Source organism: Polaromonas sp. P3_C2 (assembly GCF_056402675.1).
In genome coordinates, this window is record NZ_JBFUGX010000512.1 from 1 (window position 1) to 3,008 (window position 3,008).

Here is a 3,008-nt window from a genome sequence, read left to right on the forward strand (position 1 = left end):
AATCCGCATCGTCCGGCGGCAAGACCCACCAGCCGCCTGAACTGCCGGGGCAATGCCAAAGTTCTACTTCACAGCGTGGCAGGCACTGTTTTTGCTGTATCGTTTTGAGGTTCGCTTCGATTTCACGGCCACCGCGTTCTTATGCTGATTGCTGGCCTGCCGGTCTCCCCTTTTTGCAACCCCTTCAAGAAAATCCCGCCATGAAAAATCGTGCACCTGCCGCATCTGCCCTTCCCAGCCTTGTCGCCAGGATGACCGGGGCGGTGATCGCCCTGGCGGCCCTGAACGCCCATGCGCAAAACACGCCGATCAAGTTCCAGCTCGACTGGCGCTTCGAAGGCCCGTCCGCCCTCTTCCTCACGCCGGTGGCCAAGGGTTACTTCAAGGCCAACAAGCTCGACGTGACGGTGGACGCCGGCAATGGCTCGGGCGGGGCGGTGACCCGTGTCGCCTCGGGCACCTACGACATGGGTTTTGCCGACATGGCCTCCGTGATGGAGTTTCACGCCAACAACCCGGACGCACCCAACAAGCCGGTAGGCGTGATGATGGTCTACAACAACACGCCGGCCTCGGTCATGGCACTCAAAAAATCAGGCATCAAGACGCCCGCCGACCTGAACGGCAAAAAAATGGGCGCGCCGGTGTTTGACGCCGGCCGCCGCGCCTTCCCGATTTTTGCCAAGGCCAACAACATCACCGGCTTCCAGTGGACAGCCATGGACCCGCCGCTGCGCGAAACCATGCTGGCCCGCGGCGACGTGGACGCCATCACCGGCTTTACCTTCACCTCGTTGCTCAACCTGGAAGCGCGCGGCGTGAAGGCAGAAGACGTGGTGGTGCTGCCCTATGCCGACTTCGGCGTAAAGCACTACGGCAACGTGGTGATCGTCTCACCCAAGCTCATCAAGGAAAACCCGGCCGCCATCAAGGCGTTTTTGCAGGCCTTTACCAAGGGCGTGAAAGACGTGGTGGCCGACCCGGCCGCCGCCATCGAATTCGTGAAAGCGCGCGACGGCATCATCAATGTGCCGCTGGAAGTGCGCCGCCTGCGCCTGGCCATCGACACCGTCGTCAACAGCCCCGACGCACGCGCCGAGGGCTTCGGCCAGGTCAAGGCGCCGCGCCTCTCGCTGATGGCCTCCCAGGTGTCGGACGCTTTCGGCACCAAGACCCGTGTCAACCCCGACGCGGTGTGGAACGGCTCCTTCCTGCCCACGGCAGCCGAGCTGAATGTGCTGCCGAAGAAATAAGTCCTGGCTTCAGGCCCCGTGCCTGGCACCATGCCCGCCCGGATTGCTACACTTTTCATAGCTGCTTGCGCACGTCCCTATTGGGCCAACAGCCGTTTTCATACCTAAAACATGCCCCTCGCCACCGCTGACAGCCCTTTTGTTGACTTCCGCGACGTCTGGCTTGCCTACAACGACGAATTGCTTGCGCGCAAGCAATTCTCCGTTGAGGCCATAGACCTGCAGGTGCGGCAGGGCGAGTTCATCGCCATCGTCGGGCCGTCGGGTTGCGGCAAGTCCACTTTCATGAAGCTGGCCACCGGCCTGAAGATGCCGTCGGCCGGGAGCATCCTGATTGACGGACGGCCCGTGACCGGTCCGCTGAAAATTTCCGGTATGGCCTTCCAGGCGCCATCGCTGCTGCCCTGGCGCACCACCGTCGGCAATGTGCTGCTGCCGCTCGAAATCGTCGAGCCTTACCGCAGCCAGTTCAAGGCCAGGCGCAAGGAGTTCGAAGAGCGGGCGCGCAAGCTGCTGCAGAAGGTTGGCCTGGCGGGTTATGAGGACAAATTTCCGTGGCAGCTGTCAGGCGGCATGCAACAGCGTGCCAGCATTTGCCGCGCGCTGATTCATGAGCCAAAAATGCTGCTGCTCGACGAGCCCTTCGGCGCGCTCGACGCCTTCACGCGCGAAGAGCTCTGGTGCATCCTGCGCGACCTCTGGACCGAGCAGCGCTTCAACGTGATCCTGGTCACGCATGATTTGCGCGAGTCGGTCTTTTTGGCCGACACCGTCTATGTGATGAGCAAAAGCCCCGGCCGCTTTGTCGTGCGGCGCGAGATTGAACTGCCGCGTCCGCGCGACCTGGAAGTGACCTACACCCGCGAGTTCAGCGACATCGTGCATGAGCTGCGCGGCCACATCGGCGCGGTGCGCGGCGGAGCCGCCGTATGAACATGAACAACAAACAGCTCGAACGCTGGGCGCCATGGGCGTTACTGGCAGCCGTGGTGGCACTGTGGCAGGCGGTGTGCGCCGGGTTTTCAATAGCGGAGTTCATCTTTCCCGCGCCGCTGGCCATTGCCCAGGCCATGGCTGAATTTGCCGGCCCGATCGCCGAGGCCGCCTGGAAAACCTTCTGGGTCACGATGGTGGGTTTCGGTCTGTCCATCGTGGTCGGCGTATTGCTGGGCTTTCTGGTGGGCTCGTCACGGCTGGCCTATGCCGCGGTCTATCCGCTGTTGGTGGCATTCAACGCAGTGCCCAAGGCCGCGATTGTTCCCATCCTCATCGTCTGGTTCGGCATCGGCGTGGGCCCCGGCATCCTCACGGCTTTTCTGATTTCGTTTTTCCCCATCACCGTGAACATGGCCACGGGCCTGGCCACGCTGGAACCCGAGCTCGAAGACGTGCTGCGCGTGCTGGGCGCCAAACGCTGGGACGTGCTGGTCAAGGTCGGCCTGCCGCGTTCCATGCCCTACTTCTTCGCCTCGCTCAAGGTCGCGATCACGCTGGCTTTTGTCGGCACCGTGCTGGCTGAAATGACGGCGGGTGATTCAGGCATTGGCTACCTCATGCAAAGTGCCGGGTCGCAACAACGGCTGGCGTTGGCTTTTGCCGGGCTGGTGGTGATTGGGGCGATGGCTATGGCGATGTATGAATTGTTTAGCTATGTTGAGAAGCACACTACCGGGTGGGCGCATCGGGGGTCGCAGGGGGACTGAGGTATTCAGCCGGGTCTTGCTCCGGCGTGGCGCTTTTTGCTGAGGCTTGCTG

3 protein-coding genes are annotated in these 3,008 nt (G+C 62.2%); all 3 read left to right on the forward strand.

All coding sequences use genetic code 11. The annotated features are described in order from the left end of the window. The first annotated feature begins 251 nt into the window (after positions 1 to 251). The 3 genes from AC1DWI_RS18075 to AC1DWI_RS18085 all read left to right on the forward strand — a co-directional run bounded on the left by AC1DWI_RS18075 (position 252) and on the right by AC1DWI_RS18085 (position 2,956). Positions 252 to 1,253, forward strand: coding sequence for an ABC transporter substrate-binding protein (locus AC1DWI_RS18075; RefSeq protein ID WP_477668908.1), 1,002 nt, complete (start codon positions 252 to 254; stop codon positions 1,251 to 1,253). 111 nt (positions 1,254 to 1,364) lie between these two features. Further along, positions 1,365 to 2,186: an ABC transporter ATP-binding protein gene (locus tag AC1DWI_RS18080; protein ID WP_477668160.1), complete on the forward strand. Its 822-nt coding sequence runs from the start codon at positions 1,365 to 1,367 to the stop codon at positions 2,184 to 2,186. Between the two features lie 2 nt (positions 2,187 to 2,188). Then, positions 2,189 to 2,956 carry an ABC transporter permease gene (locus tag AC1DWI_RS18085; RefSeq protein ID WP_477668909.1) on the forward strand — a complete coding sequence of 256 codons (768 nt, stop codon included), beginning with the start codon at positions 2,189 to 2,191 and terminating at the stop codon, positions 2,954 to 2,956. The last annotated feature ends 52 nt before the right edge of the window (positions 2,957 to 3,008 follow it).